Consider the following 20587-nt stretch of genomic DNA (forward strand, 5'->3'; position numbering starts at 1 on the left):
CCGGCCCAAAACGGGCCCCGTTGGGGCCCCTAACCGGCCCTGCTTGCTACCGGCACGGCTAGAGCCTGTTATGTACTTGAAGCGTGTCGGGCGAGCATAATACAGGCAAAAACGACAAAATGAAGCTGCTGTAAGGTCTGACTCAAGCGCTCGTGGTCGCGGGCCAGCCGCCGAAAGCGGCTGCACCAGGCAAAGCTGCGTTCGACCACCCACCGGCGGGGCAATAATACAAAACCAGTCTGCCCTTCTGGTTTCATAATTACTTGCAAGTCAATGTCATGCACCGCCGCTTCGTACTCCGGGTCCTCCCCCGTATACCCCTGGTCGCCGAAGCTGACCTCGACCGTTTGACCCGTCACTTCCTGCACCTGCCGACATAGCTCGCCCACCTGCGCCCGCTCCTGCTCATTAGCCGGGGTGACGACCACGCTCAGCAGGTGGCCCAGCGTATCCACGGCGATGTGCGCTTTACTTCCCTTGCGCCGTTTGGCTCCGTCATAGCCCGCCCGGTGTCCACTCTCAGGCGTGCTTTGCAGCGTGCGCCCGTCAAAAATGACGGCCGTGGGTGTAGCTGCCCGGCCCAGTAACATTCGCTGCAACTCATTCAAGTCGTGTACGATACGTTCGAATACGCGGGCGTCCCGCCAGCGCTCCCATTGCTGGTACACGGCCGCCCAGGGCGGCAGGTCGTGGGGCAGGTAACGCCAGGGGCAACCTGTGTGGGCCAGATAGCGCAAGCCATTAAAGAGGGCGCGCAACGGGTGTTCCCGTTGGGGCGCATCTTCACGCATCAAGCACAGGTAGGGGCACACAAATGCCCATTCATCGTCCGAAATATCACTGGGGTAACACCGCGTTGTCGCCATACCCCAAATTTAACCCTCAGTACAGAACAGCCTCTAGCCAAAGATTTTCGGCGGCAGGAAGTAGGTAACGACATTTTTGCCTCGGCTTTCTATTTCTTGCTGCCCTCGCTGTTGCTGATTGTGCTTTACCAGCCGTTTCCGCGCTGGCTCAAAGTGCTGACGCTGCTCGGCTGCACACCTTCGCTCGCAGAGCTGATCATGCTCAAATCGGGCACGGGGCTGGCCTACGAGGACCAGGTTCGCTCGGCCGGCTACCAGCTCATCCACCTGGTGAGCCTGGCCTGGGGGTTCTTTTTCTACTGGCAGTACCGCCGGGAGCAGCGCCCGGCCCGCGAAGCCGCGTAACGCAAGCAGGGCCCCGCTACGGGTAGAGGCCGGCGCGCTCGGCCCGGTGGAAGGCCCAGTTGTTGGCGGCGCTCATTTCCATCTCCAGCAGCACCTGCCGGCTAGCGTAGTCCACTTCGATGATTTTGCCGCCATTGCCCAAGGCGTTGGACACGTTGTAGCCGGGGCAGAACATGAGGTGGTTGGTGGCGGGCAGGTACTGCACCCGCGAAACGATGGCTGAGTACGTGGCGTCGCCGCGCTCCTTGCCGTACTCCCAGATTTGCTGCACCGTGCGGGCCCCCGGGGCCAGGCGGTACACCACGGCCCGGCTGTAGTGGCTGGGGGCCCCGCGCACGAAGTTGCGGTTGGTGCCGTTGTCGAAGAGCAGCAAGTCACCGTTGGGCATGAGCGCCACCGAGTGCTGGTACCAGTTCCACTCGAAGTCCGGGGCGTCGGCGGTGCCCAGCGCCACGGCGGGGTCGGCCTGGGGCCGGCCAGCCGCGTCGAGGGGCGCCAGCAGAAACTGGTTCAGGTCCTCGCCCCGCCGGTTGGTGCCCCAACCCTTGTGCGGGGCCAGCAGCCACTGCACGCGGTTGGCGTAGCTGAGCTTGACCACGCCCTGGAAGCGCCCCGACACGATAATCGTGTTGTCGGACGGGTCGTAGAGCACGGCGTTGATGTGCAGCCAGTCCACCGGGTCGGCTTCGAGGGCGGTGCGGTTTTCGTCCAGCGACTCCTTCAGGTCCCACTCGTGCACCACGCGGTTGGCGCGGCGGTCCACCTCCACCACGTAGTCCTCCACCGTGGGCCCGCCGCCGGGGTGGGTGCTGCCGGTTTTGCTCACCGACACCAGGAAGTTGCCGTCCGGCTTCTCGTACACTTCGTGCTGAAAGGCGTAGCCCGGCAGGTCCCAGCGGTTCACCACCGCGCCGAAGGCGTCCACCTCGAAAAGCTTGCTGGAGCCCAGGTCGCCGAAGTAAAAGTTGCCGTTGCGCAGCCGCTTGATGCCGCAGTCGTAGGAGAGCGACTGCAACTCGGGGTTGGCGGTGTTGGACGCGTAGTTCAGCAGCCAGCGCACGTCGCCGTAGTTGTCCACGATCAGGGGAATCTGCGGGTTGGAGGCGCTGAAGTTGCTCACCAGCGTGAAGTTGCCGCCCAGCGGGGCCCCCGAGCGTTCCGTTACGCTGATGCTCGTGGGCATGCCCGGCGGCAGGGGCCCCGTGGCGATGGTCAGCGTGGTATCGGCCAGTACCCGGCCGGCGGGGTCGAGCTGCTGCAGCTCCACGCGGTTGGCGTAGTCGGCGTACAGGCCCAGCACCGGCACGGTATGCGCCGTGCCCCGGTCGTCGAACTGCTGCACCACGTCCGAATCGGCCCCGTGCCGGCCGTGCACCACCAGCTTGGTCACGGCGGCCAGCGGGTACGTGAACGTAACCTGCGCCGCCAGCGGCGCGAACCCCGTCGGGTTGAGCACCACGGCCCCCGGCGCCAGCACCAGGTGCGGGCCCGGCCCCAGGGCCGTGGCCACGGCCGGGCCCACGGCGCCGGGGTCATCTTTTTGGCAGCTCACCAGGGCAGCCGCGGCCAGGACGGCGGCAAGAAAACGCGGGGTCATGCGGGGGCATTAAAAGGGAAAATGCCCGCTTGGAGCGCTTGAAAGCGCAAGAAGTTTAATACCCGCGCCGGAACTTGAAAAAACTTCGCCGCACCGGCCGCGGTAGTTTTTGAAAATCAATAAATTAAATCGGGTAACAACCCGCTAAAATACGCTGCCGCCGCCACCAGTCGTTTGGCACGGGCCTGCCGCCGGGGCCCTAATTTGCACCCGCGCCCCCAGGCCCCCTTTTCCCATGAGCCCCCTCTCCGACCCCGCCCGCTTCGCCGCCGCCCTCGCCGCCTTCGACGCGGCCAACGCCGCCGACCCCAACCAGGACGCCGACGCCACTGGCCGCGCCTGGCCCAAGGAAGTGCTCTACGCCAGCCGCATGAGCGCCTGCCTAAACCGCGTGGCCCCCGACGCGCCCGAGGCCGTGCAGCTGGCTGCCCGCTGCCAGCACATCCGCCGCTGGGCCATCCCGCGCCACGATTTTCCCATGGACCGCCCCGGCTACCACCAGTGGCGCAACTCCCTCAAAAAGTACCACGCCGAGCTGGCCGGCCAACTCCTGGCCGAAGTCGGCTACGACGCGGCAACCATCGCCCGCGTGCAGCAACTGGTGCAAAAGCTGCGCCTCAAGGACGACCCCGACGTGCAATTACTCGAAGACGTGATTTGCCTGGTTTTTTTGGAGTACTATTTCCTGCCCTTCGCCGCCCAGCACCCCGAAGAGAAAGTCATCGAAATCGTGCAGAAAACCTGGCCCAAAATGACGGCCCGCGGCCACGCCCTGGCCTTGCAACTACCCTTCTCGCCCGAGGCGCTGGCCCTGGTTAGCCGGGCCTTGGCGCTGTAGCGCAGACTTTGTAGTCCGCGGCTCTGCACGGTAATCGTTAGACGATTATCGGCAGGACGAAGCGAGCGCCGCGGACTACAAAGTCCGCGCTACAGCCACGCTACAGGCCCGGTATTTCGCGGCCCACGCCCACCACATCGCCAATGAAAATGATGGCCGGATAGGTGATTTCCTGGGCCGCGACCAGCGCCGGCAGGTCCTGCACGCGGCCGATGGCCAATTTGCGGTGCGGCAGCGAGGCGTGCTGCACCACGGCGGCGGGCGTGTGGCCCCGGCCCTCCTGCACGTAGGTGGCGGCGATGGCGGGCAGCTTTTTCATGCCCATGTAAATCACCAGCGTCGAGTTGCTTTGCATGGCCAGGCGCAGGTCGGCCGCGAGCTGGCCGTCCTTTTTGGTGCCCGTCAGAATCCAGATGCCCTCGCTCACCACGCGGTGCGTGAGGGGGATGTCCTCGAAGCCCACGGCCTGCATGCTCGAAATGCCCGGCACGTAGTGCGCCGCGATGCCGTGGCTGCGGGCAAACAGCATCTCCTCAAACCCCCGCCCGAAGATGAACGGGTCGCCGCCCTTCAGCCGCACCACGCGGCCGTGCGCCAGCGCTTTTTCGCGGATGAGCTCGTGGATGACTTCCTGGGGCGTGTACTCGCCGTAGGGTTTTTTGCCGACGTAGATGCACTCGCAGGCCACGGGCGCAAGGGCCAGCAGGTCCTGGTTGGCGAGGTTGTCGTAAAGCACGACGGCCGCCGTTTGCAGCACCTTGTAGGCCTTCAGGGTGAGCAACTCCGGGTCGCCGGGGCCCGCGCCCACCACGAACAGCTCGGGAATTATATCCGCCATGCCAGCTTAAAGTTAAAAGTTGAGAATTAAAGGCAAAAGCCCACGTAAACAAAGACTTAACCTTTAACTTTCAACTTTTAACTGAATCTTCGGGTGCCTGGGGGCCCCAGCGGGCCACGGCCAGGGCCCCGGCGGCCAGCGCCGCGCCCACGGCCAGCGCCCGCCAGCGCCGGGTGGCGGGGGCCACGTAGCCGGGGCCCCCGGCCAGGCCGGCCGTCACGGCGTCGAGGGCTTTCACCTTGGCGGCGAAGTCGCCGGCCAGCTGCTTGCGGATGGCGGGCATGTTTTGCAGCACCGCGTCCAGCTCGTCGGGCAGAGCCTGCTCCAGCACGGCGCGCAGGCGCTTGGCCACCGTCGGCGACTGCCCGTTGGTGGACACGGCCACCTTCAGGGCCCCCTTCTGCACCACCGACGAGAGGTAGAAATCGCAGAGCGGCGGCGTGTCGGCCACGTTCACCAGCAGCCGGGCGGCGTGGGCGGCGGCCACGATGCGCCGGTGCAAAGCCGGGTCGTCGGTGGCGCAAAATACGATGTCGGCTTCTTCCAGAAATGAATCGGCGTAGGGCCCCACGTGCAAGCGCACCGCCGGGTAGCGCGCCGTCAGGGCCCGCAGCGCCGGTAAAAACGTGAGGCTGACCACCGTAACGGCCGTGGCCGGGCTGCTGCGCAGGATGGCGGCAAGCTTTTCGAGGCCCACGTTGCCGCCGCCCACCAGCAGCACGCGCAGGTTTTCAAGCTTGAGGAAGACGGGGAAGAGCGGGTTTTGAACGGGCATTTTCAATTGGCAATGGGGTTGGCCTTGGTTAAAAGTTTGGTCCAAAGGTTAATCGGTGCGCTTAGCAGCAGCCTCATTCCCCCAGATTAACAAGGTGATTTTAGAGTAAAGTCCTGATTTATAGTACTTTGATTGCTGAACAAATTTTCTGTACCAAATTGGCTTGTTTTCCAGCCGATGAGCCCAGTACCAGCTGAATGACATAGTTGTTCAGGAAAACGGCGCTTTCACTGAACAAGTAGCCCTGATTACCCGCTGAATGCAGCATTTCGTCTTGGTTAAAATTGTAGTCCAAAAACCGCAGGTAGAACAGCTCCCCCTCGGTCGGCGAATAGCGCACTTAAATGCGCAGAACGTCCTCCCACTAACGTCTCGGCTGGGCTAATAACCTGCTGCGCCTTGCGGCTGCCATTCTGCTTTTAACACGGACATCACCAGTTTGTCGTGAAACACGCCGTGCCGACAAGCCGCCTGTCGTAGCCGCCCTTCCACGACAAAGCCCGCTTTCGTGTAGGCTTTCAAACCGCCCGTATTCGGTTCGAAAACCGTGAGCATGATCCGATTGAGGTGGTGGCGGGTGAAGCCGAGGTGGACGATTTGCTTCGTTACGGCCGTACCCACGCCTTTACCCCACAAGGCTTTTTCGCCGATAAAGATGAAGTATTCGCCCGATTGATTCGTGGCGGAAATACCCGAGAGGCCGGCATAGCCAATTAATGCGTTGGTGTCCTCCCAATAGATACCGAAGTTCAGGGTGTTCGCCTGCTGCAAGGTGGCCGCAAACCACTGGTCAATCTGCTCCGTGGTCTTCAGGCGTTGGAAAGCCGAGAGCGAATACTCGATGACTTCGGGGTCGCGGAGCCACGTGTAAAAATGCGCAACGTGTTCCGGTTGCAAAGGAGCGAGCTTCACCATGGCCCTGGTCTATCATTTACTTGCCGTGGAGTAGGCAGGCGCTAAAAGTAAGCAGGCAGTAAGCCCAAATTTGACTCTCCGACCAAAGAACCAATTTTATCGGGTGGCTGCCCTGTTTGACGGCTGCTCACTTAACTTCTGTACCAAACTTTTAACCAAAGCCAGGTTTGTTATTCGGCCGCAGGTACCGAACACACGGGGCGGGGCGCAGTTTGGCGCGCTAGGGCCCGGCGTCAAGTTTGGCGGTAGCTACCGGGCCAAGCCCGCGGGGCCCAGGAGCCCCCGGGGCCCCGGGGCCCTAAAAACGGGCGATGGCGCGCAGGTTCACCAGGCGCTGCGAGAGGAAGTTGGGCACGGCGTAGGTGCGGCCGTTCACGTCCTGCAAGTAGCTATAGCCCGACACGTTGTTGGCGCCCAGCACGTTGAGCACTTCCAGGCCCAGCCACAGGCTTTGCAGCGCGTAGCGGCTCGGGGCCGGGCCGCTGCGCATGGAAACGACCTTCGAGAAGCCCAAATCGACGCGCAGGTAGTTGCGCTCCAGTACGCTGAGGCCGCGCAGGTCGGGCAGGTTGGGCGGGCTGAAAGGCAGCCCGGTGCCGAACACGGCGTTCACGTAGCCGCGCACCGAGGGGTTGTCGGGCAGGTGGTCCTGGAAGAAGATGCCCAGCGTCACGCGCTGATCCTGGGGCCGGCGGATGTAGCCCTTGGCCTCGCGGGTGACGATGGGGGCCCCGGCGGCCGTGGTGCCCGTCACCCGGTTCACCGAGTCGCCGTCCACGTTTTCGCGGGTCGTGAGCACGCCCAGGCTGAACCACGACTCGGCCCCGCGCACAAACTCGCCGCTGAGGCGGGCGTCGAAGCCAGCGGCGTAGGCGCGGGCGTTGTTCTGGGCGAAGTAGCGCAGGCGCACGTTGTCCACGTCGTAGGGCACCACGTCGGTGAGGTACTTATAGTAGGCCTCGGTGGTGAGCTTGAACGGGCGGCCGCCCCAGGTGTAGGTTTCCTCGCGCCCCACGATGAGGTGGTACGAGCGCTGGGCCCGCAGCTCGGGGTTGAGCACGCCCTGCTGGTTGCGCAGCTCGCGGTAAAAGGGCGGCTGGGCGTAGGCCCCCAGCCCCACCTTGTAGGTGCGGCGCGGGTGGCGGGCGCTGGTTTGGGCGTACTGCACGCGCGGGCTCCACACGAGCTGGCCGTTGGTGGTCCAGTAGTGGGCGCGCAGGCCGTAGGTGAGCGTGCGCAGGCTGTCGGGCCGCCAGGTGTCCTGCACGTAGCCCTGAGCGCGGGTGCTTTGCAGCGTCAGGTCGGTGCGCAGGCGGGTACGGCGGGCGTCGGGCACGTAATCGGCCGAGTCGGCGAAGGTGTACTCGTCCAAGGTGTCGCTGATTTTCTCACGGCCGATTTTGGCCCCCGCCCGCACGGTGTGGTGCAGGCCGGGCGTCCAGCGGGTGCGGGCCTCGGCGGTGAATACTTTGGCCGTGAGCGAGTTGCGCGCGTGCTGGTACTGGGCCCCGATGTCGCGCTGCCGGATGGCCTGGTTGAAATCGGGCGAGGTGGGGTCGCGGTTCACGTCGGCCAGCCGGTAGGCCGCCTCCACGTCGCGGTACTCGAACTCGCGCGAGACCAACGCCGAGCCCAGCAGCTCGCCCTGCCAGTTGGGGGCGAAGCGGTGCTTCAGGCTGAGGCCGCCCTGGTAGGTATCGTACTGCATCCGCTCGCGCCCCTGGTAATCGATGAACACCCGCGTGACCTGGTTGGGGTTGGTCGAGAACGTGGCCTGCCCGGTTTCGGGCGTGAAGCGGTAGTCGTTGTGGGCCACCACGCCCAGCAGGCCCAGGGTGGTGCGCTGCACGTCGCCCCGGGGCCCCAGCCCGATGTTCACGAAGGCCTGGCCGTCGAAAAACGTGGGGTTGTAGCCGCCCTGCGCCTCGCGCAAAGACGAGAGTACGTAGCGGGCGTTTTTGTAGCGCACGCCGGCCAGGTAGCTCACGCGGCCGTTTTTGGAGCGCGCCTCGGTGTGCACCGCACCGCCCACCAGGCTGCCGGTGGCGGAGGCGGCAAACTGCTCGGGCTCCTTGTAGGTCACGTCGAGCACCGACGAGAGCTTGTCGCCGTACTTGGGCTGCCAGCCGCCGGCGCTGAAATCGACGCTGCGCACCAAGTCGGGGTTGATGAAGCTGAGCCCCTCCTGCTGCGCCGCCGTGACGAGGAACGGCCGGTACACCTCGAAGCCGTTGACGTACACCAGGTTCTCGTCGTAGTTGCCGCCGCGCACGTTGTAGGTGCTGCTCAGCTCGTTGTTGCCCACCACGCCGGGGAGGGTCTTCAAAATCATGTTGAAATCGCCGAACGCCGAGGGCAGCGTTTTCACGTCGCGCGGGTTGATTTGGGTGAGGCTGACCTCCTCGCGCGGGTCGGCCGCGTCGCGGCGGGCGCGCACCGTCACGTCGCCCAGCGCCTGCGGGTCGGGGCGCAGCACGAAGGCCAGCGGGCGGGCCGCGTCGGCGGGCAGCACCAGGGCCCGGCGCAGCGGCAGGTAGCCCAGGCGGCGCACTACCAGCACGGCGGCCTCGCCCCTTCCGGTGGCCCGGATGGGGAGCGCAAACGTGCCGTCGGCCGCGGTGGTCGTGCCCCCGGCCTGGCCCAGCACGCCCACCGTGGCCAGCTCCAGGGGCTGGCCGGCCGCGTCGCGCACCGTGCCGCTGAGCACCCGCGTGCCCGGCGCTGGGGCCCCGGCGGGGGCCGTTTGGGCGCGGGCGGCCGGGGCCCCGGGGCCCAGCAGCGCGGCGGCCAGCGCCAGCCCGGCCAGCAGCGGCCGGCCGCCGCAGTTCACAAACACAAGCAAGTAAGGGTGCGGCAAGGGCGGGCGGAAAAGCAGGGCAGGAAGCAGTGGGGCACTAACGGCGCGGGGGCCCGGCTATTGCCGGCCGCGGCCAGCGGGGACGTCGTCGGCCGCGTCGAGCTGGGCGCGCAGGGCAGCCAGCGTGGCCACGGGGCCCCCGGGCGACGAAAAAACGAAGTTGCCGGCCACCAGCACGTCGGCGCCGGCTTGCACCAGGGCCCCGGCGTTGTCGGCATTCACGCCGCCGTCCACCTCAATCAGGGCGTCGGAGCCGGTGTCGAGCAGCAGCTCCTTGAGGGCGGCAATTTTGGCCAGCGTGTGCGGGATGAATGCCTGCCCGCCGAAGCCGGGGTTGACGGACATCACCAGCACCACGTCGAGGTCGGCGGCAATGTCCACGAGCACCGATACGGGCGTGGCCGGGTTCAGGGCCACCCCGGCGCGGCAGCCCAGCTGCTTGATTTGCTGCACCACGCGGTGCAGGTGCGGGCAGGCCTCGTGGTGCACGGTGAGGCCGGCGGCCCCCGCGTCGCGGAACGCGGCCAGGTAGTTTTGCGGGTCCTCAATCATCAAATGCACGTCGAGGGGCTGCCGGGCGTAGCGGGCCACGGCTTGCAGCACGGGCAGGCCGAAGGAGATGTTGGGCACGAAGCGGCCGTCCATCACGTCGAAGTGCAGCCAGTCGGCGGCGCTGGTGGCCAGGCGTTCGGTTTCGGCTTGTAGGTTGGCCAAATCGGCGGCCAGGAACGAGGGGGCCAGCAAAGGGGCCCGGCGCGGGTGCATCATGCGGGCAAAGGTAACGTGCCCGGCCCGCGCCAAACCAACCGGCCAGGGACGGTTTCCCGTACTTTGTGGGCGGCGAGCCCCCGGGGCCCCAGCCGCTGTTTTTATTCCCCGAAATTCTGATTCGCATGAAAACCCTCGTTTTAGGAGCCACCGATAACCCCGACCGCTACGCCTACCGCGCCGTGCACGCCCTCCAAACCCACGGCCACGAGGTGGTGCCCGTCGGCATCCGCAAGGGCGCCGTCGGCGGCCTGCCCATCCACACCGACCGCCCCCAAGAAACTGGCATCGACACCGTGACGCTGTACGTGGGGCCCCAAAACCAGCCCGGCTGGTATGATTACATCCTGGGCCTCAAGCCCCGCCGCATCCTCTTCAACCCCGGCACCGAAAACCCTGAACTCGAAGAATTAGCGCAAAAGCAAGGCATCGAAACCGAGGAGGCCTGCACGCTGGTGCTGCTTTCGATTGGGCAGTATTAGGGGAGAATTCGTTTGGAAACTGTGCCTTTTAGAGAAGCCCCGGCCGCCCCGTCGGGGCTTTTTTTATGCGCCGGGGCCCCGCGCCGGGCGGGCACCTGCCGAACGGCTTCTGCGGGGCTAAAGAAAAAAGTTAAGGTTCGTCCACCCGGCGGGCCGTATGCGCACCCAGCGCCCGCCACGGGCTTTTTTTGGCACGGGGCCCCGCCCCGCACGCGACGCATTTCATCCCTGACCACAACAAAGCCACCCCCGCTGGCCGTATGACTACCCGCCGCAGCCCGCTACCTCCGGGCCGTTTCCTCTCCCCTTCATCCCATCGCATCATGAAAAAGTCACTTGTTTTTGCCGCCCTGTTCTTCGCCGCCGCCGCCGCCCAGGCCCAAACTATGCCGGGCATGACGGCCCCGGGCGCCACCGCGGCCCCTACGGCGGGCACCACCATTGCCCCCGTGGTGGGCACCACCCCCAGCGCCCCCACCACGCCCGGGGGCGTGCTGGGTACTACTTCCGGCACGGGACTCGGCACGGTGGGCACCTCCACCACGGGCCTGTCGACCACCGGCACCGCCACGGGGCTGCCGACGGGCGGCACCAGCACCACCGGCAGCCCGGGCACGGCCGCGGGCGCCCGCGGCGCGCGGCGGGGCAGCACCCCAGTGGGCAGCCCCACTACCAAGGGCGCGACCATCCCGGGCGCTTCGACGACAACCCCGGGCGCGGCAATGACGACGGGCAACACGCCCCGCTAGCCCCGCCCGACGGGTCCGCGCAGGTTACCTAAACAGCCCCAGCAAAATTGCCGGGGCTGTTTTTTGGCGATGGTCTATTGAAGGATGATATTTCGATTATGATTATCGATGATAATCTTGATTCGGGCGGTGTGCATTTTTAGGCATTTGCTGAACGAACAGGACTTGCGCACGAGTACGCCGCCGCGCTGGCGTAAGGAGCAGTTGATGGCTTCCACGCTACTGGTCTGGCCTTCGCCTTTGGGGCAGGGTCGGTGCTGCCAACGGGGCAACACCTGGGCATAGGCTTTCCACTCGTCCGTAAAGTACCAGCAATGCCGGTGACAGCGGGTAGGCAGCGCCTGCCAGAGCCGGCGGGCGGTGGTTTCGCCCCGGCAGCCCGGGGTCCAGGCGACGATACGGCGACTGGCCCGCTCCACGGCGAGCCACAGCCAGACTTTGCGCTTTTTGCGGCCTACAAATGGCCACATCTCATCCAGTTCCAGGACTTCCCACCGCTTTTTCTGGGCTTTTTTCGGACGTAACCGCGGCAATGGTGGGCTGCTGGTCTGGGCTTTTTTTTACTAATTTGGCCACCGTCATGCGCGCTACCCCGGTGGCCCGCACGATACTACGCTGCGAATTACGCTCGCCCAATAGCTTGACCACTTGCTCATACTGCCCCGCTTTGGCGGCGGCGGCCGGCTCGAACCGCGCCTGCTAGCGGCAGACCTTGCATTGGTAGCGGGCGTGGCCCTAACTGTGCCCGTTGCGCCGAATTTGGTCGCTGCCACATTTGGCGCAAAAATGCTGCGTGTAAACCCTCGACTAAGTATACGCTTTTCATCCTATAATAGACTACCACCGGGAGCATTTGTGTCAATTTGGCCAGAAAATGGGCCTTGTCCAAGGAGGAAATATCTTCCCTGCCCCGGGCCACCCGGCGTGCCTTCTCCGCATCTATCACCCCTACTTTCCTACGCTGCTTTGCGCACCGGGGCCACGGCGGGCGACGCGGCCACGAAGAAGCCGGCCAGCGCCAGGCTCACCAGGCTCACCAGGCTTTGAACGGCGGTGAGCAGGAGGCCCGCCAGCTTCAGGCTGTCGAGCAGCTGGCGGGTGCTGTCGGCCTGGTTTTGCAGGCCCAGCGCCAGGGCCCCCCACAGGCACAGGCCGTAGAAAAACGACAAGCCCCAGCACACCCGGAAGTAAAAGGTGCTGCTAACGGCCGGCGCCTCGGCGGTTTCGGACGCGCGCAGCGTGCCGATGATGAGCAGCAGCGTGGGAAACAGAAACGGGCTGTACCACTGCCAAATGGCCGCTGGGTCGTCGAAACGGCCCTGTAAGGTGTTGTAGCCGAGCAGCAGCGTGGGCAACGCGGCCATGCCGAACCAGAGGGCGGCCAACCGGCGCCGCGCCTGGGTTTTGGGGAGGGTATCGGACATGAGGAGAAGGGGTTAAGAGCCAATGGCCTCAAGGCACGAGGACGATGCCGGCCTTGGCCAGGTGCTGCTGCCCGCTGAACCGGCTGGTTTCGACCAGCGCGGCGGCGCGGTTTTCTGGTTTCTCAAATTCGTACACCAGGGCCGTGCAGTGCGAGTCGGCGGTCCAGGGCAGGCGGCCGAGGGCGGCCGGCAGGTAGGCCATGCCGTACCGGAGCCACGCCATGGCTTGCGCCTTGCTGGCCGTATCGGCGGCGGGGGCAAATGCGCGGGCCGTCACGGCAAACACCACTACCCGGAACCGCCCGGTGTGGGCGCGCACCAAGTGGCTCAAGAAGTCGGCCAGGCTGCTGCCGGCCACTTCGTCGGGGGCCCAGCGGTTGGGCTCGGGCAAGGGGTCGTCTTTTCCGTCGAGCTGCTCGATGCGCGTCACCATGGCAAAGCCCTCCGGAATGCTGTAGTAGGCCGGGTCGTGAAACCGGGCCTTGGCCAGGGCCCGGCGCAGGCGGGCATCTATTCCGCTGAGCTGCCGCACGCCCGCCGTAAACCGTCCGGGCAGCACGCAGAACGCCGACGGGTGGGGCGGCGGCCAGGGAAACGCAGGCACTGGGAGTACTTCCGCCGCCGGAGACGTTGGTGGCGGCGGCGCAGGAGGTGGCGCAGGAGGCGGCGGCGGCGGGGACGGCGGCGGCGGGGACGGCGGCGGCGGGGACGGCGGCGGCGGGGACGGCGGCGGCGGGGACGGCGGCGGCGGGGACGGCGGCGGCGGGAACGGCAGAATCACCCCCGCGAGCGGGGGCCGCTTGGTAGGTGTGCGCATTACCTGCACTGCCCCGGGCCCAACCGTCACCGTTAGCTGCGCGATGCCCACCAAATCAACCGGGCGCGGGGCCAGCTCCACCCCGCGGGCCGCGTAGCCCGGGTACGTCAGCAGCAGGCGCACGGGCGCGTCGGCGGGCAGCTTGCCCACCACGGCCGCGGGCACGGCCAGCGCGAAATCGCCGCTGGCGCTGGTGGTGGTGCTCAGGGCCGTGCCCACGAGCACCACGGCGGCCCCCGCCACGGCGCGGGCATCCTGGCCGGCCACGTGTCCCCGGATGAGCAGCTGCCCGGTAACGGGCGTCGCCGCCTGGATGCGCGGCCGGGCCGCGGGCTGCGCCCGCCCCGGGCCGGCACTGGCGGCCAGCAGCAGCGCGGCTGCCCCGGCCGCCCGCACGGCGGCCAGCCATTTCCACCAAGTACAAGTACGGGCTGTCATCGGCACGCAGCGTTAAAGTGAGGGGTTCGGGGCAGGCGGGGGCCCTACGTGGTGGCAATGGCCTGGAGCAGGGCGTAGGCTACCTCGGGGTGGCAGATGTCGGAGTGCTCCTGGATGACGGCGTCGGCGTTGAGGTTGAACACTTTGCCCGGCGCGAAGGCGTAGCCCGCGCCCACGCCCAGCAGGGGCCCCTCGGCGGCTTCGGGGGTTTTCTGGGCCCCGTTGCGGCCCATGCCGCCGTACTTGTCGTTCGCGTCGCCCAAACCCGACGCCACCTGGTGGGCCAGCATCGAGGCCAGCGGGTACATGGTGCCCACGGCCGAGTCGTGGGCCGAATGGGTGATGAGCACGGGGCCCCGCACGGCGCGCTGGGCCAGCACCGAGCGGAAGAAGCCGGGGTGGGTGCCGTCGTAATTATCGGAGAAGCCGTAGTGCGAAAAAGCGGCCTGGAGCAGCGTGAGCGTATCGACCGGGAGCACGGGCTGGCCGTCGGGGCCCGCGGCGGCGGCCGTTACCACGCGCCCCCCGAAGCTGTGGCCGGCCAGGTGCAGCTTGAGGCCGGGCTGCTGCTGGCGCACCGCTTGCAGCACCGGACGCAGGCCGTCGCGGCCCACCCGGCCGGCCCGCTCCTTCATCTGGTAGTAGGTGGTGTAGTTGAGCAGGTTCAGGGCCCCGGCCTTGATGCCGCCGAAGAACTGCCCCAGCCCCGCCACGTGGCCCGCAGCGGGCGCGCCCGCCCGGGGGCCCGGGGGCAGCACCGCCGCCGGCAGCGGCTTGGCCAGGTGGCCGATGAGGTCGCGGCCCGGCAGCGCGTGGTAGGCGCCGCTCGCGTCGACGTCGGGCGAGGCCTCGGCCCCGGGCACCAGGGCCCGCAGCAGCTCGGCAAAGGCGTCCTGGGCGGCGGGGCTGTCTTCCAGCCGGGCCAGCAGGGCCTGGGCCTGGTCCAGCTTCTGGTCGGCGTCGGGGGCGTCGAAGGCGCCGCGGAGGCGGGCGAGGGCGGTGGCCAGCAGCGCGGTGGTAATGGGCGAATTGGCCCCGGCGGCCCCGCTGGCAATCACGTCGGCGTCGGCGAACTTCTTCGACGGCCACAGCACCCCCACCACGGCAAAAGTGCGCGGGCCGAGGCCGGGCACGGCGCGGGCGTCGAGGGCCTGCCGGAGCTGGGCCAGCAGCCGGCCGTACAGCGACCGGGCGTCGTCCAGGTCGTTGTTCCAGCCGTGCGCAAGCACCAGCAGGTCGGTAAACGGCTGCGCCCGGAGCCCGGCGAGCAGGGCCTGCACCTGGGCCGGGTCGAACACCAGCCCGTCCTTGGTGAATTCCATCGGGAAGAAGGCAAAGCCTTGCACGGTTTCCATAAGCTGAAAGCTGAAAAACAAGGGGTGGTGGGGGTGTCAGACGGATTGGATGGCCCGCATCAGGTCCACGAGGCCGGCGCCCTGGAAGTGGCGCTCGCGCTTGAGGTCGGTGGCCGAGGCGGTGAACAGGTCCTTCACTTTCTCGGGCTCGCCCACGAACTCGCGCCGGATGGACAGGAAGGCCGCGATGGCCCCCGACACGTGGGGGGCCGCCATGCTCGTGCCGCTGTCCTCCACGTAGTCGCAGGGGCGGCCCTTGGCTTGCATCTCCGCCAGGGCGGTGCCGGCGGCGCAGGACAGGATTTTTTCGCCCGGGGCCACCAGGTCGGGCTTGACGCGGCCGTCGCCGGTGGGGCCCTTCGAGGAGAAGTACGACACGCCGTACACGTGGGGCATGTCGCGGTGCGTGGACCCCACGGTGAGGGCCAGGTCGGCGTTGCCGGGGTCGTTGATGGTCAGGCCCATGCCCGCCGATACGGTGCCGTTGAACTGGCTTTGCTCGGCCCCGTAGCCGGTGTTGCCGGCCGCCACCACCACCGCCACCCCCGAGCGCACCAGGCGGTTCACCTCCACGCACAGCGGGCTTTGGCCGCAGGCAAACCACTCGGGGTCGAATTCGTAGCCCACGCTCAGGTTCGCGCCGTGGATGAGCAGCCGGCGGCCGTAGCCGTTGATTTCCTGGATCAGGCCGATGGCGGCGATGAGGTTGCTGGCCTCGCCCGCGCCCTGGTCGTCCATCACCTTCAGGCTCACGAGCTTGCACTGGGGCGCGATGCCGGTGATGCGCTTGGCGTCCACCGGCACGTAGTCGATTTCGCCCTGCTCGTCGCGCCGCCGGTTGAAGGCCTGCAGCGGGGCCCCGTCCGGGGGCCACGCGCCGGCGATGATGCCCGCCACGTGGGTGCCGTGGCCCTTGCCGTCGCGCAGGGCGGCGTCCGCGCTGCCGTCGCCGTCGCCGGTGAAGTCAATGTGCCGGAGCGGCAGCGGCAGGTCGAGGTTGTGGTAGGTGGCGAAGTGCGGGTGCGCGCCGTCGATGCCCGAGTCGAGCACGGCCCACACAATGCCGGCCCCGAAGGCCGCGTACGAGGCGTGGGCCGCGTCGCCCTTCACCGTCGAGAGCGAGCGATTGAGCAGGCCCCGGATGGGGAAGTCGGGCCAGATGCGGTAAATGGCCTTGGGCCCCACGCGGGTAGTGTCCGTTTGCAGGGGCCCGCCGCTGTTGCGGTCCCGGTCGCGGGCCACCAGCGCCTCGATCACGGCGGCGTCGAGGCGCACGAACAGGTATTGCTGGCTGTACTGGTTCTTGGGGTGCCGGCCGGCGGCCTGGCCGGCCGGCGCTTGCCCGGGGCCGGCGGGCGGCCCGAGGTCGTCGAGGGCGGCCAGCACCCACTTCAGCGCTTCGGCGCGGCCCCCCGGGTACTCCAGGTTCAGGTCGATGATGACGGCCAGCGGCCGGGGCGCGGCGGGCGGGGCCCCGCGCTTGCGGCCGGGGGAAGCCGGGCGCTGGGCCGCTATCTGCTGGAGCAGCGGCACGGCGATGACGGTTTGGGCCAGGTTCGCCGGGTCGAACAGCTTTTTTTCCGGCTTCTTTTGCGGGGAATCGGCCATGGGCGCGGGCGAAAAAAATAAGGACCAGGCGGGGCCCCGGGCGGCCAGAACGAGGACGCTCGGGGCCCCGCCGGCGAAGGCAGGGGTTGATTACATTGGGTAAGTTATAAATTAAATTCATATATTTTAATATTTAGCCGACTTTGGGTCGGACGTCCGTTGGTTTTCGGGCCCTACCCAGCGAACCTGGGGGTCGAAAAATTATTTTTTTCGCTGGGCAACCCCCGGCGTCTTTTCCGCATCTACCGCGCCCACCCCCCCTTGCCGCTGCCCTTCTCTACCTTTCTGCCGTGACCGAAGCTGACCTGATTGCCGCCTGCCAGCGGGGCGAGCCCCGCGCCCAGCGCCTGCTCTACGAGCGCCTGGCGGGCCTCATGCTGACGGTGTGCCGCCGCTACCTGCGCCGCCGCGAAGACGCCGAAGAAGCCCTGCTGCTGGGCTTTGCCCAAATGTTTAGGGCCCTGCCCACTTACCGCGGCGAGGGCAGCTTCGAGGGCTGGGTGCGCCGCATCATGGTGAACCGGGCCCTGATGGAGCTGCGCCGCCGCGAGCCGCTCACGCTCTCGTTCGACGACTTCGCGCAGCCCGAAAACCTGGCCAGCACCCCCGCCACGGCCGACACCCAACTCCAGGCCGACGACCTGCTGGCCCTGCTGGCCGAGCTGCCCGCCGGCTACCGCACCGTGTTCAACCTCTACGCCCTGGAGGGCTACGGCCACCAGGAAATCGCCGAGCTCCTGGGCATTTCGGAGGGCACCAGCAAGTCGCAGCTCAGCAAGGCCCGGGCCCTGTTGCAGCGCCGCGTGGGCCAGGCCGCCGCCGTGGCCTACTAATCCGCTTTTTAACATTCCGCTATATGCTTCCCGAAAATATTGACGATTTATTCCGCGACGGCCTCGACGGGCACGCCACCCCGCCCGACCCGGCGCTGTGGGCCCGCCTGGCCGACGCGGCCGATGCCGCCGGGGCCCCACCCGCCGCCGATGACGCTCGCCTCGACGAGCTTTTCCGCGCCGGGTTGGCCGCCCACGCCACCCCGCCCGGCCGCCACCTCTGGGAGCGGCTGGAGGACGAGCACCTGCGCCTACCGCACCGGCGGCGCGCGACCGCCTGGTGGCCCCAGGCCCTGGCCGCAGTGGTGGCCCTGCTGCTGGTAGCCGGCGGCGCCGGGCTGCTGTGGCGCTACGCCGCGGGCCTGCGCCTCGGTACCGCATTGGTAGCCCGCTCCGGGGCCCCCGGCACGCGCCCGGCCTCGGCCACCCGCCCGGCAGCCGTGCCCCTGCGCCCCACCGAAAGCGGCAAGCAAAACGCCGTAGCCACCGCTACTGGGGGCCCCAAAGATGCCCTGGCTACTGCGGCTGCACCGGCGACCACCGCGCCACGGGTTGCGCGGGCGGCCACGGGCCAACCGGGCCCCGGCCGGGTGCAGGCCACGAAAACGGCTGCGTTGGCCGCTGCTAAAAATAATTTTTCACGCCGGGCAACCCGGTCCGCGGTGCTGGCATCTAGCGGTTCATCGGCCACCAAACGGGCGGCGAATTCCACTTCAGTAGCGGCCCAACCGGGGCCGGCGCGGTCCGGGGCCCCGGACGCGCTTGCCCCGGCGCCGCGCGGCGCCAAGCTCCCGGACGCGGGGGCCCTGGCCGTGGCCCCCACCCCCGCAACTGCGCCGGCCAGCGCAGCAGCGGTGATTGAGGTTGAAGTGCACCGCGGCAGCGCCGCCCCGGCCCCCGTGGCGGCGGTGGCCTCGGCCGAAACCTTTTCTGATGACGACGACCGGCCCGTTGGCCGCCGCGTGTTGGGGGGCTTGCTCCGCCAAGCCCGCCACGTGGTGCGGGGCGAGCGGGTGAGCCTGGCCGAGGCCACCGGCCTGCCCGAAAACCTCACGCTCCAAGCCAACCTGGGCGGCCGCACCCTATCCCGCACCATTCGACTCTAACCTTGCTATTGCCATCCTACGCCATGAAACGCTCCTTCTTCACCCTGCTCCTCTTCGCCGCTGCCTGCGCCGCCGCGCCTGCTACTGCCCGCGCCGCCCGGCTGCCCGGGGCCCCGGCCCCCGCCGACACCATTGTGGTGCGTCTGCCCAACCAGGCCACCCTCACGCTGCTGGTGCGCGACGCGGCCCAGTTGCGCGAGCTGCCCCAGTACCACCTCGACTCGCTCACGGTGCGCCTGGCCGGCTACATTGCCCAGGCCGAAGCGGCGGCCAAAACGGCCAAAACCGAGCAGGTGACGCTGGAGTTTTATCCCGACAAGGACACCCCCGGCCAGCGCCTGCCCGAGCAGATCCGCATCACTACCCACAAGCAAAACCCCAACGCCAAGCGCGTGGACGTGGCCCTGAACAAGGCCTTCAAAATCAAGGTCGATACCGACGCCGACGGTAACCGGAGCGTAAAAATCAACCCCACGCCCGGCGCTAACCGCGCCGAGCGCGAAGCCCACCGCGACTCCTCGCGCGCCAAGAACTACGAGCGCAACAACAACCACGACGCCAACTTTATACTCGACCTGGGCCTGAACGCGCTGGCCAACCAGCACCCCGGCGCCGGCCAGTCGGCTGTGGACCTGCGCCCCGGCGGCTCGCGCTACGTCAACTTGGGCTTTGACTATTCCCAGCGCCTGGGCGGCAAGCGCAGCCCGATGTATTTGGTACTGGGCCCCGAGTTTGCCTTCAACAACTACATGCTGAACGGCAACAACAAGTGGGTGAACCAGAACAACATCACCAGCGTGGTGAACGAAACCAACCCCACCCGCCAGTACGACAAAACCAAGCTGGCCACCGCCACCGTGAACCTGCCGCTCATGCTCCAGCTCAAGCTGCACGACGCCCACTACCGGCCCACGTTTGCCCTCGCCGCCGGGGGCTTCGTGGGCTACCGCCTCGGCTCCTGGACCAAGCTTAAGTACACCACCGACGGCACCACCTACAAGGACAAGGACCACAGCAGCTACAACCTCGAAGACTTCCAGTACGGCCTGCAAGGCACCATCGGCTACGGCGACCTCACCCTGTTCGCCAAGTACAACCTGAACCCGCTCTTCAAAGCCGGCCAGGGCCCCGACACGCAAGTCGTCAGCTTCGGCCTGCGCCTGTTCGGGAATTAGTTTTTAGGAGAGGCCTTGCAGTCGTTCAACGATTGCAAGGCCTCCGCCTTGTTCATTCAACGTCAGATGAGCACCCCGCGCTTGCACAGCACCGAAGGAGATGATGTTTTTTGAGTCTTTTGGCAACGCCCATGCCTTCGCCTGGCGCATTGCAATGATTAATGCTTCTTTTGACTGTGCCCGCGGAACGATTACGTCTTTTACGTATTGGCACATCAGCTCTTTTGATTTGAGTTTGAATCCAGGTTTTTTAAAGCCTTGCGAATGATAAGGATACATTTCCAAGCAGGCAACGTGCCGGCTGATGCGCTGGAACGCCTGCTGCAAGGGAATATTAGTGCGTCTCGCAAGTTCTTCGGCGATAGCACGAAACTTTGACCTCCACCATTGCCCACCGGCTGTCCATGCAAATTGAGGATTCAAGAAGAAGAAAGGATATGAGTCCGCTGCATTTTGCTGCGCTAGGTTACGCTCGATAGCGGCGGCATACTCAGGCTCCTTTTCCAAAGCGTAATAATCTCCCGGACTAAATCCGGGATTCAGCATTAAAATAAAAATTGAAGCTTGAGACAAATTACCCACAAACGGCTGTGGCAGTAGATTCAAATGAAATTTAGTCGACTGGCTGCCAAAGTCGAGGGACTCAATAAAATCCTTGTAATTACGGTGTTTGGCTATCCGCTCTTCGTCGGCATCCAGTGCTTCGTCACCGGCAAGGAGGCGTGGAAAATGAGAGGGAGAAAAATTCTGCCAAGCTTGGATGAGGGAGGCCATATTGAGGCTTACGATGGTCCGGTTGAG

At 66.6% G+C, this 20587-nt stretch carries 20 protein-coding genes; 7 read left to right on the forward strand and 13 right to left on the reverse strand.

The window, feature by feature from the left end; genetic code table 11:
- Positions 1–68: 68 nt before the first annotated feature.
- A complete protein-coding gene (locus AXW84_RS09540; RefSeq protein WP_068230369.1) occupies positions 69–866 on the reverse strand; it encodes an IS5 family transposase in 798 nt (265 codons plus the stop codon).
- A 96-nt stretch (positions 867–962) separates the two neighbouring features.
- On the opposite strand from AXW84_RS09540, the gene AXW84_RS09545 reads away from it, so the two are divergent.
- The gene (locus AXW84_RS09545; RefSeq protein WP_068231951.1) at positions 963–1211 is read left to right on the forward strand and encodes a hypothetical protein; all 249 of its coding nucleotides are present in this window, start codon (positions 963–965) and stop codon (positions 1209–1211) included.
- Positions 1212–1227: 16 nt separating this feature from the next.
- Here the strand turns inward: AXW84_RS09545 and AXW84_RS09550 are convergent, their stop codons facing one another.
- The gene (locus tag AXW84_RS09550) at positions 1228–2808 is read right to left on the reverse strand and encodes an aryl-sulfate sulfotransferase (protein WP_068231953.1); all 1581 of its coding nucleotides are present in this window, start codon (positions 2806–2808) and stop codon (positions 1228–1230) included.
- Positions 2809–3043: 235 nt separating this feature from the next.
- On the opposite strand from AXW84_RS09550, the gene AXW84_RS09555 reads away from it, so the two are divergent.
- Positions 3044–3646: a DUF4202 domain-containing protein gene (locus AXW84_RS09555; RefSeq protein WP_068231958.1), complete on the forward strand. Its 603-nt coding sequence runs from the start codon at positions 3044–3046 to the stop codon at positions 3644–3646.
- A 100-nt stretch (positions 3647–3746) separates the two neighbouring features.
- On the opposite strand, the gene cobA is transcribed toward AXW84_RS09555, so the two are convergent.
- The 5 genes from cobA to rpe all read right to left on the reverse strand — a co-directional run bounded on the left by cobA (position 3747) and on the right by rpe (position 9796).
- Positions 3747–4484: a uroporphyrinogen-III C-methyltransferase gene (gene cobA, locus AXW84_RS09560; RefSeq protein WP_068231961.1), complete on the reverse strand. Its 738-nt coding sequence runs from the start codon at positions 4482–4484 to the stop codon at positions 3747–3749.
- A 70-nt stretch (positions 4485–4554) separates the two neighbouring features.
- Complete coding sequence (locus AXW84_RS09565; protein WP_082774109.1) at positions 4555–5259, reverse strand: precorrin-2 dehydrogenase/sirohydrochlorin ferrochelatase family protein; 705 nt, start codon at positions 5257–5259, stop codon at positions 4555–4557.
- 381 nt (positions 5260–5640) lie between these two features.
- Complete coding sequence (locus AXW84_RS09575; RefSeq protein ID WP_068231968.1) at positions 5641–6174, reverse strand: GNAT family N-acetyltransferase; 534 nt, start codon at positions 6172–6174, stop codon at positions 5641–5643.
- A 298-nt stretch (positions 6175–6472) separates the two neighbouring features.
- Entirely contained in the window at positions 6473–9031 is a 2559-nt protein-coding gene (locus AXW84_RS09580) for a carboxypeptidase regulatory-like domain-containing protein (RefSeq protein ID WP_082773800.1), read from the reverse strand.
- A gap of 57 nt (positions 9032–9088) precedes the next feature.
- The gene (gene rpe / locus AXW84_RS09585; RefSeq protein WP_068239174.1) at positions 9089–9796 is read right to left on the reverse strand and encodes a ribulose-phosphate 3-epimerase; all 708 of its coding nucleotides are present in this window, start codon (positions 9794–9796) and stop codon (positions 9089–9091) included.
- Positions 9797–9924: 128 nt separating this feature from the next.
- Here rpe and AXW84_RS09590 point away from each other — a divergent pair, with 128 nt between their 5' ends.
- The gene (locus tag AXW84_RS09590) at positions 9925–10281 is read left to right on the forward strand and encodes a CoA-binding protein (protein WP_068239176.1); all 357 of its coding nucleotides are present in this window, start codon (positions 9925–9927) and stop codon (positions 10279–10281) included.
- A gap of 323 nt (positions 10282–10604) precedes the next feature.
- Positions 10605–11030: a hypothetical protein gene (locus AXW84_RS09595; protein WP_068231970.1), complete on the forward strand. Its 426-nt coding sequence runs from the start codon at positions 10605–10607 to the stop codon at positions 11028–11030.
- Between the two features lie 74 nt (positions 11031–11104).
- Here AXW84_RS09595 and AXW84_RS09600 read toward each other — a convergent pair whose 3' ends face one another.
- From AXW84_RS09600 to AXW84_RS09620, 5 genes are all read right to left on the reverse strand, one after another.
- Positions 11105–11500, reverse strand: a complete 396-nt coding sequence (locus tag AXW84_RS09600) for an IS1 family transposase (RefSeq protein ID WP_071892632.1) — start codon at positions 11498–11500, stop codon at positions 11105–11107.
- 486 nt (positions 11501–11986) lie between these two features.
- Positions 11987–12454, reverse strand: a complete 468-nt coding sequence (locus AXW84_RS09605) for a hypothetical protein (protein ID WP_068231977.1) — start codon at positions 12452–12454, stop codon at positions 11987–11989.
- Between the two features lie 28 nt (positions 12455–12482).
- Positions 12483–13709, reverse strand: coding sequence for a hypothetical protein (locus tag AXW84_RS25365; protein ID WP_068231980.1), 1227 nt, complete (start codon positions 13707–13709; stop codon positions 12483–12485).
- A 44-nt stretch (positions 13710–13753) separates the two neighbouring features.
- Positions 13754–15064, reverse strand: coding sequence for a hypothetical protein (locus AXW84_RS09615; RefSeq protein ID WP_068231983.1), 1311 nt, complete (start codon positions 15062–15064; stop codon positions 13754–13756).
- 36 nt (positions 15065–15100) lie between these two features.
- Positions 15101–16672 (reverse strand): S8 family peptidase, encoded by a 1572-nt coding sequence (locus AXW84_RS09620; RefSeq protein WP_068231986.1) that lies wholly within the window; start codon positions 16670–16672, stop codon positions 15101–15103.
- A 290-nt stretch (positions 16673–16962) separates the two neighbouring features.
- Between AXW84_RS09620 and AXW84_RS09625 the strand changes: the two genes are divergently transcribed.
- Genes AXW84_RS09625 through AXW84_RS09635 form a run of 3 tightly spaced genes read left to right on the forward strand, consistent with a single transcriptional unit; the run spans position 16963 to position 19786 of the window.
- Positions 16963–17505 carry an RNA polymerase sigma factor gene (locus AXW84_RS09625; protein WP_068231992.1) on the forward strand — a complete coding sequence of 181 codons (543 nt, stop codon included), beginning with the start codon at positions 16963–16965 and terminating at the stop codon, positions 17503–17505.
- A gap of 23 nt (positions 17506–17528) precedes the next feature.
- Positions 17529–18611, forward strand: a complete 1083-nt coding sequence (locus tag AXW84_RS09630; RefSeq protein WP_068231995.1) for a hypothetical protein — start codon at positions 17529–17531, stop codon at positions 18609–18611.
- A gap of 23 nt (positions 18612–18634) precedes the next feature.
- A complete protein-coding gene (locus tag AXW84_RS09635; protein ID WP_068231998.1) occupies positions 18635–19786 on the forward strand; it encodes a porin family protein in 1152 nt (383 codons plus the stop codon).
- Positions 19787–19789: 3 nt separating this feature from the next.
- Here AXW84_RS09635 and AXW84_RS09640 read toward each other — a convergent pair whose 3' ends face one another.
- Positions 19790–20560 carry a hypothetical protein gene (locus AXW84_RS09640; RefSeq protein WP_157886912.1) on the reverse strand — a complete coding sequence of 257 codons (771 nt, stop codon included), beginning with the start codon at positions 20558–20560 and terminating at the stop codon, positions 19790–19792.
- Between the last annotated feature and the right edge of the window lie 27 nt (positions 20561–20587).

Source organism: Hymenobacter sp. PAMC 26628 (assembly GCF_001562275.1).
Classification (GTDB): Bacteria; Bacteroidota; Bacteroidia; order Cytophagales; family Hymenobacteraceae; genus Hymenobacter.